The organism is Saccharopolyspora sp. NPDC002376, assembly GCF_053593195.1.
This window is the reverse complement of sequence record NZ_JBSFBZ010000001.1, coordinates 214,892-235,744: the sequence shown is the minus strand read 5'-3', so window position 1 is coordinate 235,744 and position 20,853 is coordinate 214,892. Positions and strand designations below refer to the sequence as shown.

The 20,853-nt window shown below is 67.7% G+C and carries 22 protein-coding genes and 3 pseudogenes; 7 read left to right on the top strand and 18 right to left on the bottom strand.

Translation table 11 applies throughout. The annotated features are described in order from the left end of the window. Positions 1-95 precede the first annotated feature (95 nt). Positions 96-506 (bottom strand): annotated as a pseudogene (locus ACWCO2_RS01355) (Tn3 family transposase); the annotation flags it as partial. Then, on the bottom strand, positions 431-1,396 hold the full coding sequence (locus ACWCO2_RS01350) for a Tn3 family transposase (RefSeq protein ID WP_450125694.1): 966 nt from the start codon (positions 1,394-1,396) through the stop codon (positions 431-433). The gene ACWCO2_RS01350 and the pseudogene ACWCO2_RS01355, both read right to left, overlap by 76 nt. A gap of 303 nt (positions 1,397-1,699) precedes the next feature. On the opposite strand from ACWCO2_RS01350, the gene ACWCO2_RS01345 reads away from it, so the two are divergent. From ACWCO2_RS01345 to ACWCO2_RS01335, 3 genes and pseudogenes are all read left to right on the top strand, one after another. Continuing rightward, on the top strand, positions 1,700-2,728 hold the full coding sequence (locus ACWCO2_RS01345) for a s-methyl-5-thioribose-1-phosphate isomerase (RefSeq protein WP_450125693.1): 1,029 nt from the start codon (positions 1,700-1,702) through the stop codon (positions 2,726-2,728). A 126-nt stretch (positions 2,729-2,854) separates the two neighbouring features. Further along, positions 2,855-3,390, top strand: a pseudogene (gene mtnB / locus ACWCO2_RS01340) (methylthioribulose 1-phosphate dehydratase); the annotation flags it as partial. Between the two features lie 24 nt (positions 3,391-3,414). Next, the gene (locus ACWCO2_RS01335; protein WP_450125778.1) at positions 3,415-3,702 is read left to right on the top strand and encodes a hypothetical protein; all 288 of its coding nucleotides are present in this window, start codon (positions 3,415-3,417) and stop codon (positions 3,700-3,702) included. A gap of 57 nt (positions 3,703-3,759) precedes the next feature. Here ACWCO2_RS01335 and ACWCO2_RS01330 read toward each other — a convergent pair whose 3' ends face one another. Continuing rightward, positions 3,760-4,707, bottom strand: a complete 948-nt coding sequence (locus tag ACWCO2_RS01330) for a TetR/AcrR family transcriptional regulator C-terminal domain-containing protein (protein ID WP_450125692.1) — start codon at positions 4,705-4,707, stop codon at positions 3,760-3,762. Positions 4,708-4,890: 183 nt separating this feature from the next. Between ACWCO2_RS01330 and ACWCO2_RS01325 the strand changes: the two genes are divergently transcribed. Continuing rightward, positions 4,891-5,586, top strand: a complete 696-nt coding sequence (locus ACWCO2_RS01325; protein ID WP_450125691.1) for a DUF2306 domain-containing protein — start codon at positions 4,891-4,893, stop codon at positions 5,584-5,586. A gap of 41 nt (positions 5,587-5,627) precedes the next feature. Here the strand turns inward: ACWCO2_RS01325 and ACWCO2_RS01320 are convergent, their stop codons facing one another. Continuing rightward, positions 5,628-6,800 carry a macrolide family glycosyltransferase gene (locus tag ACWCO2_RS01320; protein ID WP_450125690.1) on the bottom strand — a complete coding sequence of 391 codons (1,173 nt, stop codon included), beginning with the start codon at positions 6,798-6,800 and terminating at the stop codon, positions 5,628-5,630. Positions 6,801-7,063: 263 nt separating this feature from the next. Here ACWCO2_RS01320 and ACWCO2_RS01315 point away from each other — a divergent pair. Then, positions 7,064-7,599: pseudogene (locus ACWCO2_RS01315) on the top strand (aldo/keto reductase). 25 nt (positions 7,600-7,624) lie between these two features. Here the strand turns inward: ACWCO2_RS01315 and map are convergent. Next, complete coding sequence (gene map / locus ACWCO2_RS01310) at positions 7,625-8,392, bottom strand: type I methionyl aminopeptidase (RefSeq protein ID WP_450125689.1); 768 nt, start codon at positions 8,390-8,392, stop codon at positions 7,625-7,627. A gap of 367 nt (positions 8,393-8,759) precedes the next feature. On the opposite strand from map, the gene ACWCO2_RS01305 reads away from it, so the two are divergent. Further along, on the top strand, positions 8,760-9,974 hold the full coding sequence (locus tag ACWCO2_RS01305; RefSeq protein WP_450125688.1) for a helix-turn-helix domain-containing protein: 1,215 nt from the start codon (positions 8,760-8,762) through the stop codon (positions 9,972-9,974). A gap of 428 nt (positions 9,975-10,402) precedes the next feature. Here ACWCO2_RS01305 and ACWCO2_RS01300 read toward each other — a convergent pair whose 3' ends face one another. The 5 genes from ACWCO2_RS01300 to tgmA all read right to left on the bottom strand — a co-directional run bounded on the left by ACWCO2_RS01300 (position 10,403) and on the right by tgmA (position 13,850). After that, positions 10,403-10,789, bottom strand: a complete 387-nt coding sequence (locus tag ACWCO2_RS01300) for a hypothetical protein (RefSeq protein ID WP_450125687.1) — start codon at positions 10,787-10,789, stop codon at positions 10,403-10,405. Further along, positions 10,789-11,073 (bottom strand): PadR family transcriptional regulator, encoded by a 285-nt coding sequence (locus ACWCO2_RS01295; protein ID WP_450125686.1) that lies wholly within the window; start codon positions 11,071-11,073, stop codon positions 10,789-10,791. The genes ACWCO2_RS01300 and ACWCO2_RS01295 overlap by 1 nt, the downstream gene beginning before the upstream one ends. Positions 11,074-11,442: 369 nt before the next feature. Beyond that, positions 11,443-12,576, bottom strand: a complete 1,134-nt coding sequence (locus ACWCO2_RS01290) for a methyltransferase domain-containing protein (RefSeq protein ID WP_450125685.1) — start codon at positions 12,574-12,576, stop codon at positions 11,443-11,445. Continuing rightward, positions 12,560-13,543: an ATP-grasp ribosomal peptide maturase gene (tgmB, locus tag ACWCO2_RS01285; protein ID WP_450125684.1), complete on the bottom strand. Its 984-nt coding sequence runs from the start codon at positions 13,541-13,543 to the stop codon at positions 12,560-12,562. The genes ACWCO2_RS01290 and tgmB overlap by 17 nt, the downstream gene beginning before the upstream one ends. 7 nt (positions 13,544-13,550) lie before the next feature. Next, on the bottom strand, positions 13,551-13,850 hold the full coding sequence (tgmA, locus tag ACWCO2_RS01280) for a putative ATP-grasp-modified RiPP (RefSeq protein WP_450125683.1): 300 nt from the start codon (positions 13,848-13,850) through the stop codon (positions 13,551-13,553). A gap of 164 nt (positions 13,851-14,014) precedes the next feature. On the opposite strand from tgmA, the gene ACWCO2_RS01275 reads away from it, so the two are divergent. Then, positions 14,015-15,217 carry a helix-turn-helix domain-containing protein gene (locus ACWCO2_RS01275; protein WP_450125682.1) on the top strand — a complete coding sequence of 401 codons (1,203 nt, stop codon included), beginning with the start codon at positions 14,015-14,017 and terminating at the stop codon, positions 15,215-15,217. Between the two features lie 143 nt (positions 15,218-15,360). On the opposite strand, the gene ACWCO2_RS01270 is transcribed toward ACWCO2_RS01275, so the two are convergent. The 8 genes from ACWCO2_RS01270 to ACWCO2_RS01235 form a co-directional block, all read right to left on the bottom strand. Continuing rightward, entirely contained in the window at positions 15,361-15,684 is a 324-nt protein-coding gene (locus ACWCO2_RS01270) for a hypothetical protein (RefSeq protein WP_450125681.1), read from the bottom strand. Then, positions 15,681-16,673, bottom strand: coding sequence for a peptidoglycan recognition protein family protein (locus ACWCO2_RS01265; RefSeq protein WP_450125680.1), 993 nt, complete (start codon positions 16,671-16,673; stop codon positions 15,681-15,683). Before ACWCO2_RS01265 ends, ACWCO2_RS01270 begins: the two co-directional genes overlap by 4 nt. Before the next feature lie 5 nt (positions 16,674-16,678). Next, entirely contained in the window at positions 16,679-17,323 is a 645-nt protein-coding gene (locus tag ACWCO2_RS01260) for a hypothetical protein (RefSeq protein ID WP_450125679.1), read from the bottom strand. Next, positions 17,320-17,511, bottom strand: coding sequence for a hypothetical protein (locus ACWCO2_RS01255; RefSeq protein ID WP_450125678.1), 192 nt, complete (start codon positions 17,509-17,511; stop codon positions 17,320-17,322). Before ACWCO2_RS01255 ends, ACWCO2_RS01260 begins: the two co-directional genes overlap by 4 nt. A gap of 19 nt (positions 17,512-17,530) precedes the next feature. After that, entirely contained in the window at positions 17,531-17,851 is a 321-nt protein-coding gene (locus tag ACWCO2_RS01250) for a hypothetical protein (protein WP_450125677.1), read from the bottom strand. 102 nt (positions 17,852-17,953) lie between these two features. Next, positions 17,954-18,520, bottom strand: coding sequence for a hypothetical protein (locus ACWCO2_RS01245; protein ID WP_450125676.1), 567 nt, complete (start codon positions 18,518-18,520; stop codon positions 17,954-17,956). Then, on the bottom strand, positions 18,517-19,743 hold the full coding sequence (locus ACWCO2_RS01240; protein ID WP_450125675.1) for a hypothetical protein: 1,227 nt from the start codon (positions 19,741-19,743) through the stop codon (positions 18,517-18,519). The genes ACWCO2_RS01245 and ACWCO2_RS01240 overlap by 4 nt, the downstream gene beginning before the upstream one ends. Next, entirely contained in the window at positions 19,740-20,843 is a 1,104-nt protein-coding gene (locus tag ACWCO2_RS01235; protein ID WP_450125674.1) for a hypothetical protein, read from the bottom strand. The genes ACWCO2_RS01240 and ACWCO2_RS01235 overlap by 4 nt, the downstream gene beginning before the upstream one ends. Positions 20,844-20,853 lie beyond the last annotated feature (10 nt).

Below are 20,853 nucleotides of genomic sequence, written 5' to 3'. Positions count from 1 at the left end.
AGCCCGCCAGCCAGTTCCGGGGCGAGGAACGAGTCGCGACCCAGCATGTTGATGTGGTGGCGCACGAACGGCGAGAGCCGGGCGGCGTCCTCGTCGCGGACCTCGTAGCCGCTGGCGCGCAGCTCGGCGATCGCAGCGTCGAGGTAGCGCGTGTTGAACAGCACGATCGCGTTGAGCACGAGGCCGAGGGCACCGAGCTGATCTTCCATACCTTCGTAGTAGCGCGGCCGCAGTTCGCCGCGCTGGCCGTGGAAGATCCGCCGGGCCAGGGCGTGGCGGCCTTCCTGGAGGTTGGCCTGGGCTTTGATGTCGCGGCGGTAGCCGGTGTCGTCGACCAGACGCAACACGTGCAGGGTCTTGGCGATCCGTCCATAGTGCGCGATCGCCTCGCCCAGCGGGGTCGGGTGGCCGTCGCGGGAGAGCATCCGGATCACGTCATGCGCCCGGACCGCGCCGGTGTGGATGGAGGCGGTGACGCGCAGGATGTCCTCCCAGTTCCATCGCACCCGGTTCCACGTCGATGCGGCCACGGGCGGCGTTGGCGAAAGGGCCGTAATCCGCCTTGGTGTTGATGCCACAACTTCTGATCAGGCAGGTCCGCCAGCTGCGGGGCGTAGGTGAACCCGGCGAGGGTGAGCAGACCGAAGACGATGTCGCTGTAGGAGGCGGTATCTGTCACGATCATCTGCGGTTTCTGCCCGCCGTCGCGGTCATAGAGCACGTCCAGGACGTGAAGGGAGTCGCGAGGTGTGCCGGCGACGACTTTCCCGGCGAGCCCGGCGGCTTGGTCGTTGAGCATGTTCAGCCAGGTCGCGCCCCGTTTCTGGCCCCAGTAATGGGGATTGTGGCGGGCGTTGATCGTCTGCACCGGCACGACAAACCGCATCCCGTCCACACTGGCCACATGCCCACCACCCCAGACCTGGGCCAGGCCGATACGCGCCTGCTCGTCGATCAGGGCGGCGTTGGCCGCCTTCGGCCCGTCACCCGTGGTCCAGGCACGGGCCCCGATCCACTCCCCGAGCTCGCCCTCCACCTCGGAAAACTCGCGCCACCGCTCGGCGCGCCGGATCTCCCACTGGTGTTCCAGACGCGTCATTACCCGCTCGCCGTAGGACTTCGCACACGACGCGTCGTCGATACCGAGCTGTTCGGCGAGGTAATCGACCAGCTCGACCGGCACGTCCAGCGGGTCGTCGAGGAACGCACCGGCGTTGCGCACAGTCACCAGCTGCAAGCTGAAGCCGAGCTTGTTGTGATCCCGGCGCTTGGCCTCCACCAGACCCCGATCGACATCGTCGAGGAAGAAGAAACGCTCCAACTCGGCCCGGGACAACGACTCGGGCAACCGGCCGTAGGCCGTGGCCTTTAAATCGGACAGCAACTCAACGGGCAACGCAGTGCCTCCTGCTGCTTACACCGCACACCGTGGCGGCACCACGGCGTACCTCAGCAGCAGTCAGCAACCAAGGTCAACTCGCAAACCAGCAGGTCATGGCCTAGCGCTGTCTACCGTTCCGATGTTCCTCAACCCCCATTCATTGTTACGGGGACCCGCACCGGAGTTGGCGCAGCTGGAGTTGCGTGTCCGGTTCGGTACCGGTGGTGACTCCCGCGATGTGGGTTGGTTTGCCGGGTTGCAGGCGGGGCTGACTAGTGTGGCGGTGGAAAGAACCGCACATTTTTCATCGAGGAATTCATGCCGCCACCTTCCGCGCACCCCGGCTCTGCGACGCTGGCCGACAGCGTGCGACTGGCCGAGGACGGAGTGCACATCCTGGACCGCAGGGTGTTCCCGTTCGAGCACCGCTGGGTGCACGCCCGAACCGTAGAAGAGGTCGCCGTCGCGATCGAGGACATGGTGACCCAGTCCTCAGGCCCTTACTTCGCGGTGTTGTGGGGCATGGTGCTGGCCGCCGGCGAGACCACCGCGGATGATCCCGACACCGCCCGCAAGCGGTTGCAGGCTGCTGGTGATCGGCTGATCGCCACGCGCCCGACCAACGACCAGCCACGCAAGGCAGTCGAGTGGGTCATGTCGGCCGTGGCCGAGCGCGACGACGTTGCTGCCGCGGCGCTGGAGGGCGCGCAGGCCGGTGATGAGGACTACCGGCGTCGCAGCCGGGAGATGGGCCGCGCCGGTGCGCAGCTGCTCCCCCAGGGCGCCCGGGTGCTGACCCACTGCTGGGGTGATCTGTACCTGGTGGGTTTGGTGGAGGCGTTGCTGGAGCAGGGCAAGCAGCCTTCGTTCGTGTGCAGCGAGACCCGCCCGTACCTGCAGGGCGCGCGGTTGACCACGCACACGCTGGCCGAGATGGGTGTGGACACCACCCTGGTCACCGACGCCATGCCCGCGTCGCTGATGCGGGCCGGGGAGATCGATGCGCTGGTGACCGCCAGCGACCGGATCACCATGGACGGCCACGTGATCAACAAGGTGGGCACGTTGCAGCATGCGGTGGCCGCGCACACCTTCGGCGTGCCGTTCCACGCGTTGTGCCACGCGCCGGACCCGCGTTCGGCGACCGGGGCGGATGTGCCGATCGAGTACCGCGACGGTGATGAGGTGCTGCACACGCTGGGGCGGCGCAGTGCCACTGATCTGGTGCGCGGGCTGTACCCGGCGTTCGACGTCACCGATCCGCGGTTCGTGACCACGGTGGTGACCGATCGCGGGGCGTTCACGCCGGATCGGCTCTCGGAGTACTTCGGGGAGGAGTCGCGGTGAGCGTGCAGGTCGCGGCGGGTGGGTCGTGCTGGACATCGAGGGGACGCTGACGGCCACCAGCCAGGTGATCGTGTGAGCAGCGAGTTGGAGCAGGCCGGGGCGGCGTTGGCCGCCGAGTCGGCGCGGATGGCGGGACTGGGCTGGATGCGTGGCACGTCGGGGAACCGGTGACGTTGGGGCGTGATCCGCTGCGGTTGGCGGTGACCGCCAGCGGCTTGGACAAGGGCGAGTTGACCGCCTCGGACGTGGTGGTGGTCGACGAGGTGGGCGCGGCGGTGCCCGATCAGCCCAACCCGGATCAGCAACCCTCGGCCGGGTTGCACGCGCGGATCGCGGCGGTGGCCGGCACGGGTGCGGTGGTGCACGTGCACATGCTCTCAGCTGTGGTAGCCGGGCAGCGCTGGCCCGACGGTGTGGTGCTGCGCGATCTGGAGATGCTCAAGGGCCTGGGGCGTCGAGATGACGATGTGATGACGGTGCCGGTGGTGTCCAACAGCCAGGACATGCGGGTGCTGGGCGATGCTTTCGAGGCGAGCTTCGACGCGGCGACGCCGGCGGTGATCGTGGCTCGCCACGGGTTGTACGTGTGGGGTCGTGACCTGGTGCAGGCCCGGCATCGCACGGAATGCTTGGACTGGTTGTTCCAGTTCACCTTGGCCACGAACGGATTTCAGGAGGTTGTGGCATTGACGTTGCTGACCGTGTGGCCCGACACCGATCCCGCCGCGGTGCGGGTGCTCACCGAGGATCCGGGTGAGATCGCTGATGCCCTCAAGCCCTTCGGGGTGCTGTGCGAGGCGGGTGATCTGCTGAGCGTGCCGGCCAACACCACGCACTGGTTCGACATGGGCACGCGCCCGGACTTCGTGGCGATCCGGTTCTTCCACGACGAGGACGGCTGGGTGGGCGATTTCTGCAACACCGACACCGCCGAGCGCTTCCCGTCCTTCGACGAGCTGATGGCCTCCCGCTGAGCGGAGTTTCGACCGAGCGCCGGGTGCGGATTTCTTCCGTGCCCGGCGCTTGTTTTTTCAGGGTTTGCGCCGGTGGCTGTTGAGGTGGTGGCCGAGGCCGTCGAGGTGGCGTTGCAGGCCGAATTCGAAGATCTGGTCCAGGTCGATGGTGATGTTGCTGGCGGCGAGGGCGGCGAGTTTGGGGTAGCCGCCGGTGGCGAGCAGGGTGTGCAGTTCGGGTTGGTCGGTGGTGAGGCGTTGTTGGGCGGTGATGCCGGTTTCCTGGGTGTATTCGCGTTCCATGGAGTGGCTCATCGCGATGCCGCCGACACAGCCGTTGAGGCTGACTGCGATCTGGATGGCGGTGCGTTGGGGCAGGCCGAGCCCGTGGAGGGCGGTGAGTTGCCATTCGAGGTGGGCCATGCCGGTGGGCAGCAGCGGTGGTGTGGCCAGCGAGGTCAGGGCGATCGGCGCCAGCCAGGGGTGTTGTTGGTAGGTGGCCCAGTGCTGGCGGGCGAGTTTTTCGAGGCTGGCGCGCCAGCTGCGGCGGCTGCGTTCGGGTAGTGGGGTTTCGGCGAGGGCCGCGTCGGCCATGAGGCGCAGGAGTTCGTCCTTGTCGGGCACGTGCCGGTACAGCGACATGGTGCCGGTGCCGAGTTCGGCGGCTACGCGGCGCATGGACACCGCGGCGCGGCCTTCGGCGTCGGCGAGGGTGATGGCGGCGCGCACGATGCGGTGCTGGTCGAGGTGGGTTTCGGTGGTGCGGCGGGCTGGTCGTGTTCGGGGGCGGGGTGCGCGGCCGGTGGGGTCGGCGACGACGGTTCCGGTGCCGGTCACGGGGTGGACGAGGCCTTCGCGGCGCAGGGTGGCGAGGGCTTTGGTGGCGGTGGCCATGGCCACGCCCCATTCGTCGGTGATCTGGCGGGTGGAGGGGACCCGGTCGCCGGGGCGCAGGTCGCCGGAGTCGATGCGGGCGCGGATGTCGGTGACGATGCGCAGGTAGGGCGGTTGTGGTCCGGTCGGCATCGCGCTCCCCCGTCGTTGCACTAGTGCACGTGCGCCGGGAAGCGTAGTGCACCAGCGGGAATCCCCTAGTGCACTAGTGCGCTGGAAAGCCTTTTCCTTCCTTTATTTTCGCAGGTGAACGTGTCTTCTGTCCGGCCAATACCGTGTACGCATATTGGACGGTGTACGCAGGAGTGCTGAGGTGTGAGCGCGGTGGTGCAGGACCGGTCGCGGGTGCGGTGGTGGCGGCGGCCGCGGGTGGGTCCGTTGGCGTTGGTGGCGTTGGTGTTCGTGGTTGTGTCGGTGCCGCCGTATTTGACGTTGGATCCGGCGTTGGCGCGGGTTCATCCGCCGGCCGGGGCTGAGGTGCACTACCCGCTGCTGGTGGGGCACGTGCTGTTCGGGTCGGTGGCGATCCTGAGCTGTTGTTTCCAGGTCTGGCCGGCGTTTCGGACGCGGTATCCGCGCACTCACCGGCTCATCGGCCGGGCTTATGTGTTCGCCGGGGTGCTGCCCGCGTCGGTGTTGGCGGTGGCGGTGGGTGTGTTCGGGCCGTTCGGTCCGGTCGCGGTGGGCAGCAACGTGCTGTTGGGCGTGGTGTGGTTCGCCTGCACAGTGGCGGGGTGGTGTGCGGCGCGGGCGCGACGGTTCGGTGATCACCGCCGGTGGATGGTGCGGTCGTTCGTGCTGACGATCTCGACGGTGACCAATCGGGTGTGGACGGTGCTGTGGGCTGCGCTGCTGGGGCCGCAGCTGCCGACGACTTTCGGTGGCGATGAGGCCTACATGGTGGCCAGCATCGCGGGCTTGTCGACGTGGCCGGGGTGGGTCGTGCCGCTGATGGCCAGCCAGTTGTGGCTGGACCGCCGCACGAAGCGGTCCCGGGCCACGGCACGGTGAAGCGGTGGGTGCCGCCGGGCTGCGGCGGCACCCACCGCGGGTCAGCGCAGGTGGGCTTCGAGGGCGTCGGCGCCGGCGATCGCGCCGCCGCAGGAGCGCACGATCTCGCGCATGCGGTCGAGGTTGGCGCGGATGTCGGTGTTGGCGGCGACTTCGTCGACGGTGGTGCGCAGTTGGTCGGCGGTGACGGTGGCCGGGTCCAGGTGGCGGCCGAGGCCGAGTTCTTCAACGCGGGTGGCATTGACGGCTTGTTCGGGCATCTGCGGGACGGCCACCAGCGGCACTGCGGCGCGCAGGGATTCCATGGTGGAGTTCATGCCGGTGTGGGAGATGAAGGCGCTGGCATGACGCAGCACCGCGGGTTGCGGGAAGCTCGCGCGCACGTCGAAGTTGTCCGGGATCGCGCCGAGTTCGGCCAGTTCGACCTCGTGGCCGGTGGACATCGCGACCTGCCAGGGACTGTCGGCGAAGGCCTGCAGGCACATCCGGTAGAAGTCGGGGCGGTCGTTGAGGGCGGTGCCCAGGGCGATGTAGAGCAGTGGGGCGTGCGGGTCGCGGGGCTGCCAGGGCTGCTGCTCGCGCTCGCCCAGCAGTGGGCCGATGAAGTGGTACCGCTCGTCGAAGGTGTCGGCGGCCAGCTGGAAATGCCGGGGCAGGAACACCAGGTTCAGTTCGCCGGGCTGGGGCTGGAACGGCAGCATCGGGCGCACGCCGAGTTCGTCGGCGACCTGCTGGATTCGGCTGCTCATCTCGGCGAAGATCTCGGCGGGGAATTGCGGTTGCCCGGCCGGGATGACGTCGCGCAGCGAGAATTTCTCATCCGAGGCGAAACTGGGCATGAGCACGATCGCGGGAATGTCGAGTTCTTCGGCGAGCATGTGTCCGTGCGGGGTCATGGCGTCGACGCAGACGGCGTCGGGCAGGTCGTGGCGGAAGTGCTCGCGCAGCAGCGGGTAGCTGACGCGCAGGTCGTCGCAGAAGAAGTCCAGCATCATTTTCATGCGTTCTGCGCTCAACGCGCCGCGGCCTACTTTGGGAAGTTCGGTGGGCAGTTCGACCAGTTCAGCACCGGTTTCGGCCACGGTGGGGGCCATGTCGCGCCCCACGGCGTAGCTGACCCGGTGGCCGCGCCGCAGCAGTTCGGCCACCAGCGGCAGGGTGGGGTTGATGTGCCCGGAGGCGGGGACGCTGACGAAGGCAAAATGTTTCTTCATGATTCCTCGGGTGCGCAATTCCACGACGATGTGATCGATAATTCACAGTATCCGGATATGCGCGCTTCATCGCATGTGGGATTGATCATCGATGGGCAGCGAGGAATTCAACGTTCAGGGGGTTGACTGGGATCGGGCCGTCCTTACAAGGAGTTGTCGCAGATCCGCTGTCCGACCGGTACTTTCGGGCACCCCACCACCAACGAACGGGCAAGCTTTGCCCAATCGGGGAACACGGGGCGCGGATCGTGGTCGAATCAATCATGTTCGCACTTCGCCACCTTGGCCGATCTGACCTTGTCGTATCCCCGTTGTGCTTGGGAGGGAACGTGTTCAGCTGGACTGCCGACGAAGCTCACTCGTTCGCGGTGCTCGACGCCTGCTGCGACGCGGGCGGCAACGTCGTCGGCACCGCCGACGCGTACATGTACCACTTCCCCGGCAGCGAGGCTGGCCAGTCCGAGACCATCATCGGCAAGTGGTTCGCCGCCCGCTCGCTTCCGGCTTCCTGACCGGTAAGTGCCGCCCGGGCAAGACCGTCGAGAGCGTGCGTGACATGCCCGGTCTGGCCGACGGCTACGTGGACGCCGAGCGCGGCGCGAAGGTCCTCGCCGCGTTGGAGGAAGTCGCGACGGCCCGCAGCGTGGAGATCGCGACTGTCGCGCTGGCCTAGCTCGCGCAGCAGCCGACGGTGGCCGCGCCGATCGCCTCCGCGCGCACGGTCGAGCAGCTCTCGGCGCTGGTCACCCTGCACCTGTCCGACGTCGAGCTCCTGACGCTGACGGCCGCATCGTCCTGACCTGGTGAGCGGCTCTGGTTTTCGTTCACAGCGCGGTGAGGATCATCGGGCCGTTGGTGGTGATGGCGATGGTGTGCTCGACGTGGGCGGCGCGGCTGCCGTCGGCGGTGCGCGTCGTCCAGCCGTTTTCGTCGGTGCTGGTGCTGTCGGCTCCCCCGGCCAGCAGCATCGGTTCGATCGCCAGCACCAGACCTGGGCGCAGCGGCACGCCTTTGCCGGGGTGGCCGTCGTTGGGCACCAGCGGTGCTTCGCGCATGTCGCGGCCGACGCCGTGGCCGGTGAGGTGGGTGGGGATGCCGTAGCCGGCGCTGCGGGCGAGCACGCCGATGGCGCGGGAGATGTCGCCGATGCGGGCGCCGGGCTGGGCTGCGGCGATGCCCTCGGCCAGGGCTTGTTCGGCGGTGGCCACGAGGTCGGTGTCAACCGGGTGGGCGGTGCCGATGGTGAAGGTGATCGCGGCGTCGCCGACCCAGCCGTGCAGGCGGGCTGCGCAGTCGATGCTGATCAGGTCACCGTCGGCCAGGCGGGTGCGGTCCGGGATGCCGTGGACGAGGGCGTCGTTGACCGAGGTGCAGATCGCGGCGGGGAACGGGTTCGGCGCCCAGCGCGGGTGGTAGCCATCGAACACCGGTTGGGCGCCGGCGTCGGTGATGGTGGTGCGGGCGAGGTCGTCGAGTTCGCGCAGCTGGGTGCCGACCTGGGCATGGGCGCGCACGGCGTGCAGGGTGCGGGCGGTGATGCGGCCGGCTTCACGCAGGGCACCGATCTCGGTGGCGCTTTTCAGCTCGATCACGTGCGCCTCCGACAGCACTGGCCCAATAACTATACCGATATTGACCATTGAAACCTAGCACGGGGGTGTGAAACCTGGCGTGTGCAGGCACTTCCAGGGATTCGGGGAGCGCTGGCGAGCATCGGCGGGCGCGTCCTGGCGGGGGTAAAAGGCGGGTTTCGAGAGGATCCCGAGGGATGAAAAGGCCCCGCCTCGGTCGGGGGAAACGAGGCGGGGCCAACGACTGCGGCGGGCACCAACTGCGATCCTCGCCACGTTATCGAACACTCGTTACCCTCAAGGCCACCTCTTCGCCGAGGTTCAACGCCCCTGGGGTAGCTCCCTAGGGGCTCGGCGGGGAGCAACTCGGCGAAGTGGTGATGTGGTCGTGACCAACAACGATCTGCCCGTCGGCGCACGCATCCGACAGGCCCGCGAACGCGCAGGAATGAGCCGACCCGTGCTCGGCGCCCTGGTCGACAGGTCCGGAGAGTGGGTCAAGGCAGTCGAAACGGGGCGCCTGCAAACCCCGCGGCTGCAGATGCTCACCAAAATCGCCCGTGCACTCGACATCCGCGATCTCGTCGAGCTCACCGGCAACGACGAAGCAGTATCGGTTTCCAGGTTCGCGCCGGGCGCCGCCCACCAAGCGCTCTACGACGTGCAGGCCGCGTTGACCGAGTACCGGATCACTCCAGACCGTCGGCCCATCAACCTGCCGCACCTCGCAGAACGACTGGCGGCGGCGTGGAAAGTGCGGCACAGCTCGCCGGACCACCGCACCCAGCTCGGCGCGCTGCTGCCCGACCTGATCAGGGACTCGCAGCGGGCTGTCCGAGCGCATCAGGGCTCGGAGCGACGAGATGCGCGGCGCACGTTGGCCGGCGTCTACCAGCTCGCCGACTTCTACGTCGCCTATCAACCCGCACCGGAGCTGGTGTGGCTGGTCGCCGACCGGGCCGTGACCGAAGGGCAGGAAGCCGACGATCCGTATGCGATGGCCGCCGGCGCGTGGGCACTGGTCCAGATTCTGCGGGAGTCCGGACGCTGGGAAGAAGCGATCAGCGTCGCCAATGACGGTGCCGCCCAGCTCGAGCCCTACCTGGAGTCAGCCCCGAGCGACTGGCGCGGCATGGTCGGTGCACTCCAAGCCGAGAACGCGTTGACCTACGCCCGCCGGGGCCGGCACGGCGAAGCTTGGCGGTGCTGGGAATCCGCTTTTGGCATCGCCCGGAAACTCGGACCGGGCTATCGGCACGTGCAATCGAGCTTCGGGCTCCCTGTGATGCAGGCGAACGCGGTCACGCTCGGCGTGGAGCTGCGGCGCGGTGGCGAGGCGATGCAGGCGGCGAACTTCGATCCGGCCGAGATCGCGTCGGTGCCGCGCCGGGCTCGGCACATGATCGAGGTCGCCCGTGTCCACGCTTTGCAGGGCGATCACGCAGGAGTACTCGCGATGCTCGACCGCTCAGAAAGGACCGCCCCAGAAACGGCTCGGTTCAATGGCTGGGCACGCGAGCTGACGCATTCGCTTCTCGACCGTCCTCCGAGCGGCGAGGCGACGGCGGTGCGCTCCTTGGCAGATCGGATCGGTATCCGCTGATCGGGTAGGGGTACAAAACGTACCTCTCGCTGCGACGAAGCGGTCGATCTTAGAGTCATGCCGCAACCGTTGCTGAACCTCACCGTCGCGGGGCCGGTGGATTCCCTCGATGCCACCGGGCCCGCACACCGCTGGTGGTGGGACCGATGAGCGCCAGCAGTGGGCGACTTGTCCCGCTATCCGAGCTGATGCGATCCACGCCAGTGTCGGATACCAAGACTCCCGAGGCGCACAAGCCAAGAGGCTGGAAGACGCACATGGAACGTCGCGACGGGGAGACCGTCGCCGAGTGGAACGCGCGCCTGTCTCGGACGTGTTATCGGTGCGGGCGCGAGTTCGAGTCCTCCGGACCCGAACTCGACGCACACGAGGAAACACACGGCTAATCCGCGGGCGAATGCGCTACGCGACTCCGGGTTGCGATCCAACTAGTTCGGAGGCGCGCTCTTACAGCCCAGGCAGGTCACGCCACCGTAGAAGAAGGGCTCCCTGATCTCCTGCTCATGCATGAACTCAGAACGGTCCGGCGCACTTTGGCCGACCGGCCCGCTCACAACGGGCTTCCGGCGCAAGAGCGCTCGGATGCGATGAGGCACGCCTTCGGCCAACGCCGTTTCCAGGTTTTCCGCGACAAACAGTGGCCGCTCCAGCCGACCACGCGAGTAGAGCTCCGCCATGAGGTTGGCGCGTTGCGGATCGTCTTTCGGGTAAATCCGGACCAGAAGGCGCATCAGAAACCCGGGTGCGAACCCAAAAACGAGCAGCACCGACAGAAGACTTTTCCAGGACGCGACCGCTTCCAGCAGCTCAGCCATCATGCCCACCCCAGCTGCAGGTTCTTGAACCGGGCGTCCGACATGCCGGCCTGCAGGACCGCCCCCAGTTCCAGCTTGCCCTCCTCGGTCAGCTCGTAGTAACGGCGCGGCGGACGGCCCTGGATGGTTTCTGGGTCTTCCCAGCCATCAGTCAGCCACCCTTCGTCAAGCATCCGGGTCAGCATCGGATACAGCACGCCCGAACGAACCCCGGCTTGCCTGCCGAGTTCGTACCCCCAGTGTTTCGAAGTCGGGTTCCCCATCAACACCGATGCGACCTGCATCAGCGCGTGCGTTTTCCTCATGCCTCTTAAACTACATAGGTTGTCAACGACATGCAAAGAGCCCCCGGCGTCGAAACGCCAGGGGCTCTCCCATCACCCTGCATCTCACCCCGAGACACACCTCCGCGAACCCACCGCGAAGACTTCGCAGATCATTGTCCCTGCTCAGCACGTCCGCCGCTACCAGGTCTCATGTCGTTCCGGGCGGGCGCGTCCTGCCTTGGTGATATCGCCTCCGCCGGCCCCCAATGGCCCAGCCGCATCCCCCACCCCCTACACCGCGAACCATGCGGTAACGCACAAGCGCAATCCACTCGCCCGTCGTCGAACGACTCCATGCATGTTGTTCGCCGAGCACCTGAGACGACTTCAGTCAAGCACTGTGATCTTCTGGTCAGGGTGGTCGAGCCACAATGTGTGCTGGTCGCTGCCGGTGACGGTGAGCCCGTACCGCTCGAGCCCAGGTCTACCGGCGGCGTGCCAGGAATCGAGGACCGGGGCCAGTTCTGTCCACAGCCGACGTGCCCCGGACTGATTCACGGCCGCGTGGTCGTTGGTGAGATCGACGCGTGCCCATGACTGTGTTGCGGGGTGAATCCACCGGTATGAGCTGACGTCCCCGTCCTCGTCGTGCACGAAGACAAGTTGGCTGTGTTCGGCGATCAGGCTGCTGAAGAACGCCGCCATGGTGAAGTCGACGTCTGGCGCCACGTCTGCGGTGTACGTGCTGTCGGGCGCACCGGCGGTCATCTCGACGATGTGCCGGCCGTGTGACCGGCTGGGATCGCCTGCTGATCGCAGCGCCATGAACCCAGCCGAACTGATGAACCGCCCGGACACGGCGTGGTGCTGGTGTCGCAGCAGCACGATCCCCTTGCTGACGTTGACCAGGATCGCGCCGCCCGGTGCGATCTGCCCCAGCCATGCGGCGGGGACCCGATCCACCCCGCAGGTAGCGATGATCCGGTCGAAGGGAGCACGATCGGGAGCTCCGGCCGCGCCGTTCCCGCACACGACGGTGGGGGCATACCCGGCCGAAGTCAGTGCGGCACGGGCGGTGTCCACCAACTCGGAGTCGACGTCGATGGTGGTGATGTTGCTGTCGCCGAGTGCTTCGCAGAGCAGCGCGGCGTTGTAGCCGGTCCCCGCCCCGACCTCCAGCACACGGTGACCTGGCTGGACGTCGAGGGCTTCCAGCATATTCGCCATCAAGCTTGGCTCGGTCGACGAACTGATGGCCGTACCGTCTTCGCTGAACCGGGTGATCAACGTGTCATCGGTATAGGCCGCGGCGAGTGCAGCTTCACGACGCTCGTTATCCGGGGCCGTGACGTCGTGGTGGACGAAGTTGTTTTCCGCAGGGTTATGGATCGCGAACTGCGGGGCGAACAGGTGGCGAGGGACAGTCCGGAACGCATCCCGCCACATCGGTGTGGTGGTGATGCCGGACAGGTGATCGGCGAGCCGGGCTCGCAGCGCCGTCGTGTCATCGATGGTCGTCATCATCGTCCTTGAGTGAGGTGAGTTCGTCGGCCAGCGCACTGGTGATGGCCTGCCGTAACGGTTGGATCCATGCCCACTGCCCATTGGGGTTGAGGTCGCCGTGGAAGTACCAGCGCCCGTCGTGGTCGACCACGAAGTCGGGTGCGGCGTAGGCCAAGCCGAAGGTGTCCATCACCTTGTGGATCCCGGCCGCGACGTCGTCGGGCACGTCGATGGGGGTGTAAGTGAGCTGGTCGTGAACCGCCCGCCAGTCCACTACGTCCACATCGGACGGGGTGTCGATGCGGGCGGCGAACAGGCGCCGGCCGACGACGGTGAGCCGGACGGCGTACGCGCATGAGACACGCACCTGGAATAGGTGCGTGGTGCGGCGGACGGCATCGGTGATCTCCTCGGCCGACACGGTGTCCGCGCGCAGTGCGACGCGGTGACCGTTCTCCGTTCCCGGACCGCCGGTGAGGGGCTTGTAGATCACCTCGCGGTGGGTACGACAGAAGTCGCGGGCCTGGGTGGGGTCGTTGGTCAGCAGTGATTCCGGCACTGCCAGGCCGCAGGCCGCCGCGACCGACAGCTGCAACGGTTTACGGCCCGCCAGGGCGATCCGTTCGGGCCTGCTGATCCACCGTGCGTCCAGAGCGGCGAGCAGGCCGCCGAAGCCCATCGCGGCTTCGGCGGCTGCCCACTCTTGCTCCGTGTCGGTCAGGCCCGCATGCAGCGCGAACGGCGACGGCTTGCGGTACCAGACACCCTCGACGGCCGAGAGGTCCACATCGCGTCGCCGACCGCGCAGCGCTCCCGTCCACCGCTGCCGGTCCGGCACCAGATAGGCCACCTGGACGAGGTTTTCAGGGAAGTCGGCCAGATCGAAGCGCACCACGCCCACGTCCCGCCGGCACAGCTCGGCGACTACCAGATCGGCGGTGATGTCCTGGTCGGCGGTAATCACGACTACGGAAGGAGCGGTCATCGCAACATCAGTCCCCGTCGACGAACCACTGCATGTCGTACTGGGTGTCGTAGCTGGTCCCGGCGTGGATCACACCCGGGGTCTCGACGAACGGCCGCCCTCCGGGGTCGACACTGACCTGGCGGCCGGGGTCGTAGGTGGCGCCCTTCAGCGACACCATCGCCTCACCTGCACCCAGCGGTGTGGCGCGGGTGAGACCGAACGGCCGCGTCGCCCCCTCGGTTGGGATGTCGGTGGAGATGGCCATGTCTGCCCGCCGCGCTGGTAGCGGATTGGGTGCGACCGGATCGGCCAGAATGCTGGTCACAGTGTCCTCCTCGGGGATGTAAACACTACGTGCCCGTTTGAGCACTGTGAGTGTCGACCTTGGGGCGGCAGTGACCATTCACAGACCATGCACAAACGTCGTGGGCTGCACCTGTGGTCTGCGAGGCTGACTGACCAGGACACCATCAACGACCGGAGAATGCTGTGGTGGATCAGGATTCCCATGTTGGCGCCACAATCCGGCTGCTGCGCAAAGCCGCCGGGTACAGCCAGCGTCAGCTGGCGTCACGCGCGAACGTCTCACTCAGTTTGCTGGGCAAAGTCGAATGCGGGGACCGAGCCGCCACACACGCACTTCTGGCCGCCGTGTCCCGGGGCCTTCGGATACCCCTGGAACGGCTCACCGGACAGCCCTACAACGACAATTCCCACGACGCCGCAACACACGACGCCGTTGACGCACTCCGCACCGTGCTGCGCCGCACCGACCTGCCCAGCGACACAAGGCCCCGCCCAGTCGACGAGCTGGCCGCCGACGTCACCGCGATCGCGCAACTACGCCGGGACGCCAAATACCGCCAGATCTCCGCCCGCCTGCCGAGCTTGATCGACGAGCTGGCCGCCACCGCCCACACCCTGCCCACATCCCAGGCAGACCGCGTCTACGGGCTGCTCGTGACGACCTACCACGCCGCCCACACCCTGCTTCACCGCCTAGGTTTCCCCGACCTCGCCGACTCCGTCGGCCACCACCTCACCGAAACCGCCCACCGCGCCAGCGATCCCCTTGCCGGCGGCCTGGCCCAATGGGTGCGAGCACAGAGCTTCCAGTCCGGCGGCGACTACACCCACGGACTCCAGCTCACCGACACCGCCCGCACCGACCTCGACGACGAACTACGGCGGCGGCCCAGCCCCGCCACGCTAACCGTGGTCGGCAGCCTGCATTTGCGGTCGGTCACCCTGGCGTCCCGCGCTGGAGACACCGCGACCACCCGCGACCACCTGGCCGCGGCACGGGAACTGGCCGCGCGACTCGGTGACGACCAGGTCCACTACGGACTGACCTTCGGGCCCGCCAACACCACGACCCACGAAGTCGCCGCGCAAGTCGAGCTCGGAAACGGCGCAGCCGCACTGGCCGCCGCGAACTCCTGGTCACCCCCACGCACAATGCCCCGAACCCGCCGCGGCCACCACTACATCGACCTCGCCCGCGCCCACCTCATCCACGGCGACCGCGCCGCGAGCCTCGCCGCCCTCCAGCATGCCCAACGGATCACACCCCAGCAAACCCGCTTGCACCCGATGGTCCGCGAAACCATCGCCGTCCTGATCAGCCTGCACCGCCGCTCCAACCCGGATCTCACCCGCTACGCCCGCTGGATCGGACTCACGCCCACCTAGGCTCGAAGATCCCGAGCTAATGACCAACGCCCCCAGTCTGGGGGGCCAACACAATCTGTGGGTCAGGTCGAGACGCTTAAGAGCCCCCAGCGCCAGATAATGGCGCTGGGGGCTACGTGTTGACCGTAGCTTCCAGGAACGGACTACTCGGAGGTGTCGGGTGCAGCGTGCTTCGGTGCGGGGGCACCGATCCCGCTGCTGGGCGCGATCGGCCGCACGACCCCGGCGAAGTAGGTGCGCATCGAAGCGACCCACGCGGCGCCGATGGCCAGCAGGTACGCCCGCCAGTCCGCGCCCGGCACAACCGCGATCGTCGAGACCGCGCCGACCAACGCCGATAACGCGGCGGTGACCGCGGATTTCAGCTCGGTGCGCGCCGTGGAGTGCGTGACCAGCTCCGTCAGCCACGGCACGACCAGCCCGACGAGCCCGGACACGACCAGGGCGGTCAGCTCGACGTTGCTCATGCCGCCGCACCTCCCAGCCGCCGCGCCAGCTCGGAGACGATCGCTTCCGCCTGGTCGGCGTTGTCCTGGCCGAGCGCGGCGTGCACGGACTCGGCCACGACCGGGCCGACGACCGAGGCCAGCACCGGGCGCAGGGCTTCGGCGACCGCAGCGGGGTCGGACTGCCCGGCGGCGTTGATCAGCGGCGGGAGCTGGTACACCACGCCGTCCACGTTGCGGATCGCATCGACCGCGGTCACCTTCACCTTGGAACCTGGAACCCGCGACGTCTGCGGGGCCAGCAACGCATTCACCAGATCGACGAGCATCGCGACCATGGTGCGCGGGCCAACAGCGGTGCCCCATCCCTGGATTTGGCCACGATCACCCCGAGGGCCAAGCAATTCGTTCTCAATGCGGGTGAGCTGGGCTGCCTGGTCGGGGGTCAAATCGTCCTCCGGAGAATTGGCCGCGGCGACGTCGCGGCGGAACTGGTCGAGGTCCACGCGGCCGGGGTCGATCTTCCCGGTCACGGAGGTTTCGCGGTGGCCGCGCGCGGCTTCCGGCGGGCGGCCGAGCTTGGCCAGCACCGCCCGCGTCGCGCGCACCGCTGCGTCGTACTGCTGCGGGCTCGGGCCTTGGTTCACGCCCTGGTAGTCCCACTCGAACCCGACGTAGAGCGTGTTGCCGTCCCCGGCGGGGTTCGGGCCCGACGCCTTCGCTTTCCCGGCGTGGTTCGCGCGCCCGGCGGCGATCAGGTGCACGGTGCCGTCGTAGCCGATGACGCCGTGGCACAGCGGCCCGGCGAGATCCCGCCTGCCGTTGATGCACAGGTCCACCGTCGGTGCCGGACGCTGGTAGCTGGTCGGGGTGGCGGTGTGGTGCTCGAGCACACCGACCGGCCGCAGAGGGGTACCGCTGGCGGCACGGTCGCGCCAGCCAGGGGTTTCCACCACCCGCAGCCCTGCAGCCTGCAGCACGTCAGCGAGCCACACGAGCGGTTGAGCCATTCAGATCACCTCGGTTTCGTGTTCGTCAGCAGCCCGGACTCGCCGTCGCTGGATGCCGGGGTGCAGGAGTAAGCCGGGGCGTCATCGCTGCCACCGGACCGGCTGCACGAGTAGGTCGTGCCCGACTTGGGATCGGTCCACGACCACGTCGCCGGCGGTGCGCCGTCTTTGCCGTCAACCCCATCCTTGCCGTCGGCCCCGTCCTGGCCGTCCTTGCCGTCCTTGCCGTTTTGGCCAGGCAGCCCCTGCTCGCCCTGCGCTCCCGCGGCTCCTGGTTCCCCATCACGGCCTGACTGCCCAGGAACACCCTGTTGACCATCACGGCCCGGCTGTCCCGGGATTCCGGGGATTCCTTGTTCCCCTCGTTGCCCGGTAAGGCCTTGTAGTCCGCGCTCGCCGCGCTGCCCGGCCGCGGGCGGTTCCACGCGCGGCACCTGGCCCAGCTCGCGCACCTGGGCGGCCAGCGCCTGCGCGGCCTCAGCGTTCGCACCAGCCTCGGCGTCGACCTCGGCCAGCTGCCCGCGCAGCTCGGCAACGCTGGAGTACATCTGCAGCGCCGAATACCCGAGAAGCACGACGGCGGCTGCGGTGATCGCAGCCGCCGCCCAGGCGCGGATTTTCGGTTGTCTCGTCCTATCCACATTGGTCACTGGCTCTCACCAGGGCCTTTCTCGCGGAGCTGAGCCAGTTCGGCCTCCAGCGCCGCGATCCGGTCGGCATCGGCGGCGGCCCGCTCGCGGCGGCCGGCGCGCAGTGCGGTGACCACGGTCGCGACGGCCCCGGCCAACGCAGTGGCCAGGCCGCCGATCGCGGTGAGCAGCGTCGCGAAGTCACCCACCCGAGTCCTCTCATCGAGTTCAGGCGCCCGGCGGGGTCACGTAGTAGTCGCTCATTAGCACCAGCCCGGCGAGGTTTCGCCGAGCCGGGTCGTGGCGCCACTGCGTCCCGCCGTCGTTGCAGATCACCACCTGCTCGCCGACTGCGTAGGTGAACGAGGCGCCGCCGATGATCAGCAGCAGCGTGTTCGTCCCGGCCTGCATCACCTGTCCGGCGATGCCGTGGGCGTCGAACAGACCCTGTATGTCGGTGATGTTCTGCCCGGACCAGTTGACCGCCGCCCACTGTGTGGGGGCCTGCACAAACTTCGTGTAGCTGGCCGTGGTGATCCGATCGGTCACAACGCCCTCATTTCAGTCGAATTTTGAAAACTAGACACACTACGTATTCGTGTTTATGCTGGTAGCGCAGTTTCATGCACTCGTTCTGTCCTATATGGACGCTCATGGGCCGAGCCACGTCGCCGCGAAGTTGTTCGACATCTCGCGATGAATCGTCACGCTGCGGTTGAGCGTCCAGCACGCGACGTAGACGCTGACCTGCTCCCCCGGCGCGAGCCGCAGCTGCCACGAGGTCGCCAACGCATCCATGGACGCCCCACCGATCCGCCCATACCGGATCCCGGCCGGGTTGGAACCGGCCGACGAGCGGCCTAGGTACATCACCCGGACGGCATCGTTGCCGCCCTGGAACTGCACGGTCACGTTCAACAGCCACTGCCCGCCCACCAGCGCGGTGAACGTGCCGCTGGACATGCTGCAGCCCTTCGGTGTTCCGAGGACCACCCCAATGTCGGTGATCTTCGTGCCGACATACCCGGCGCTGCCCGTCCCGGTGTGCGTGATCACCGTGCCCGCACCGTTGTTCGCGTCGGTCCATTCCCCGCTCGGCCGGGCAGGAATCCCGCCAGTGCGCGCGAGTTCGTCCAGGCGGTTCCGGACTGCGGCGACCTCGGTGTGCAGCGTCGCCGGGACCGGCGCATGGCCGGGCGGCACCTCGGGCATTGTCATGCGACCACACCCCCCAGCATCTGCATCGCGAGTTTCGCGGTGAACGGATCCGATCCCGGCCCGATCGCCAGGATCCGCATCGCGTACTGCGCATCGGGGATCCAGGCGTGGTCACGGATCTGCAGTACGCAGGTGTCGCCGGTAGCGATGGCCTCGATCGACGGCGAACCGGTCGCCAGGCCCTGCGGGTTGCGGCCGTCCATGCGGATCGTGGCCTCAGCCGTCCAGATCGGCGCCATGTTCGACCGCAGTGAGCTGGTGGCGTAGGAGGCGACGATGCTCTGCTGTGTTTCGGACATGTGGGTGGTGTCGGCGGTCTGCATCCACGGCCAGCCCATCGTCGCCCAGGTCGGATCGGCAATGTCGGCGTAGACCAGCTCGCCGCTCGTCTTGCGGTTGTCCTGGCCCTTGGCGATGACCTGGAATGCCTGATTGCTGCCATCCACTGTGGCTTTCACCGACTGGCAGGCCTGCCGGTAGTCCCACACATGCGGGTAGCCGAGCTGACCCAGCCGCGGCTCACCGACCCGCATCCGCCACACAATCGCCTGCTGCGATGAGTCGTTCCATTCCGGCACGAACTCGAGCTCGGGGCCGCCGTCCTGCTGGGTGATCTCGGTCAGCCGTTGCCCGACGTAGGCCAGATCCGCCGCCGCGTAGGTGACCGTCGCGGTACCGGTAGCCGGATCGGGCAGCCGGATCGGCAGCCCCCACTGGCCGGCGTTGGCCAGGTAGATGCCGACCAAGCGCGCGGCCACGCTCCCCCACGACAGATTCCTGTTCGCCGGGTCCGGGCTCGTCGCGGAGAACACGACGTCGGCCGCGGTATCGGTCAACGCCTTACCGCCGTAGAGCACCAGGGCCTTTTTCCCGAGGAACTCCCACAGCGTCGTGGTGCGCACCGTCGCGGTGTACCCCTGGGTGTCGTCTGCCTCGAGCCCGAGCAGAAACCCGGCCTGCATGATGCTGTTGCCGTAGGCGTGCACCACGGTCCAGCGCCATGCCTCGCCGAGCATCGTGAACGTCTCCTCGTCGAGCTTGGGCGACAAGGAGATCTGAGCGGTCAGGCTGCCGGGATTGTTCAGCTGCCGCTGCCAGCCCGGAACCTGCCCGCCCAACGGCAGCTCACGGTGGATCCGCCCGGTGATGCTGTTGGCCAGCAGCAGCCGGTGCCCGGCCCCGGCCGGTGACGCTGGCGGCGGTGACCACAGCGAGGTGGTCATGCCGGGACGACCTGCACCGTCAGCGGGTTGCGCACGTCAGCGCCCCATGTTATCGAGCCGCCGCCGAGCACATCGATTTTCAGGCGGACGGTCGAGGCGCCGGTGTAGATCGTGGCGCCGATCGGCACGACCGGACACCGGTTGTCGCCGCCCGGCCCGGCGGTGCCGATCGCACCGGCGAACTGGTTGTTGTTGACGTTGACGTAGTAGTTGATCGTCGTCGGGTTGTTGATCGAGATGATTTTGAACAACGTGCTCGCGATCACCCGGTACGGGAACCCCGGATCCGGGATATTCAGGGTGATCAGCGTGTTGTTCGCGCCGCTGATCACGCCGGTGACGTTGTTGTTGCCGTCTGGGCTGCCCGGGAACGTCTGGGTGAACGTCGCGCCCATCGTGCCCCGCCACAGGCCCTGCGCGGCGTCCCAGTAGTCCATCAGCTGCGGCCACGGCGCCGCGGCCTTGCGGATCCGCAGCTCGCCATCGATCCGGCCAGGATCCAGCACCGCGTCGCCCGGCAGCATGTACCGCACCCCACCGGTGAGCGCGGTGGACATCCGTTTGTCGGTGATGTTCGCTGCGGTGATCGTGGTGGCGTTCGCCGGCACCCGAACCTCTGCGAGCTTGATCGCGCCGTCCGGCAGGTTCGTCGGCGCGACCGGGCTGGCCGCCGGTGCCCCGGCCAGCACGTCGACGACCGGCCCGTGCGCCGGGTCGGTTGGGATCGACGCCTGGTCGTAGACCACCGCGAACACGACATCGATACGGGGGTTGGTGGCGTTCGACGTGGCGATCGGCACCGAGACGGTCGATTCCGACCAGCCCAGATACGGGCCCTGGCCGGTGCGCTCGCACACCAGGTGGCCGGCGAGCACGTCGACGTTCATCGACGCGGTGCCCTGCTGCTGCACCCGCAAGCTGGTGCAGCCGACGGCGTCCCAGTTGTGCGGCAGCACGCCGTTGCGCACTGCAAGGGGGTTCGCGCTCTTGACGTCGGGTAGCAGCAGACCGGAAATGAATTTCCGCATGTCCCGGCCGTTGTTCACGCCGGTGACACCGTCCGCGGCGGTCAACGGCACAGCATCGGTCAACGCGACCATCGGGTGACCT